At 51.6% G+C, this 469-nt stretch carries 1 rRNA gene; it reads right to left on the reverse strand.

The features are described from left to right. A 23S ribosomal RNA gene (locus tag CWB66_RS22470) occupies positions 1 to 469 on the reverse strand; the annotation flags it as partial.

Raw genomic sequence — 469 nt, forward strand, 5'->3', positions numbered from 1 at the left:
GAGGTAAGCCCCGGTACAGCTTCCGCGCAGACCGACTCGACCAGCGAGCTATTACGCTTTCTTTAAAGGATGGCGGCTTCTTAGCCAACCTCCTGGCTGTCTGGGCCTTTCCACATCGTTTCCCACTTAACTATGACTTTGGGACCTTAGCTGGCGGTCTGGGTTGTTTCCCTCTTCACGACGGACGTTAGCACCCGCCGTGTGTCTCACGGATATTACTTTACGGTATTCGGAGTTTGCAAAGGGTTGGTAAGTCGGGATGACCCCCTAGCCTTAACAGTGCTCTACCCCCGTAAGTATTCGTCCGAGGCTCTACCTAAATAGATTTCGGGGAGAACCAGCTATCTCCCGGTTTGATTAGCCTTTCACTCCTAGCCACAGGTCATCCCCTAACTTTTCAACGTAAGTGGGTTAGTTCCTCCAGTTGATATTACTCAACCTTCAACCTGCCCATGTCATCATCTCCGGT

It is taken from the genome of Pseudoalteromonas sp. S558 (genome assembly GCF_005886635.1).
In the GTDB taxonomy this organism is placed as follows: Bacteria; Pseudomonadota; Gammaproteobacteria; order Enterobacterales; family Alteromonadaceae; genus Pseudoalteromonas; species Pseudoalteromonas aliena.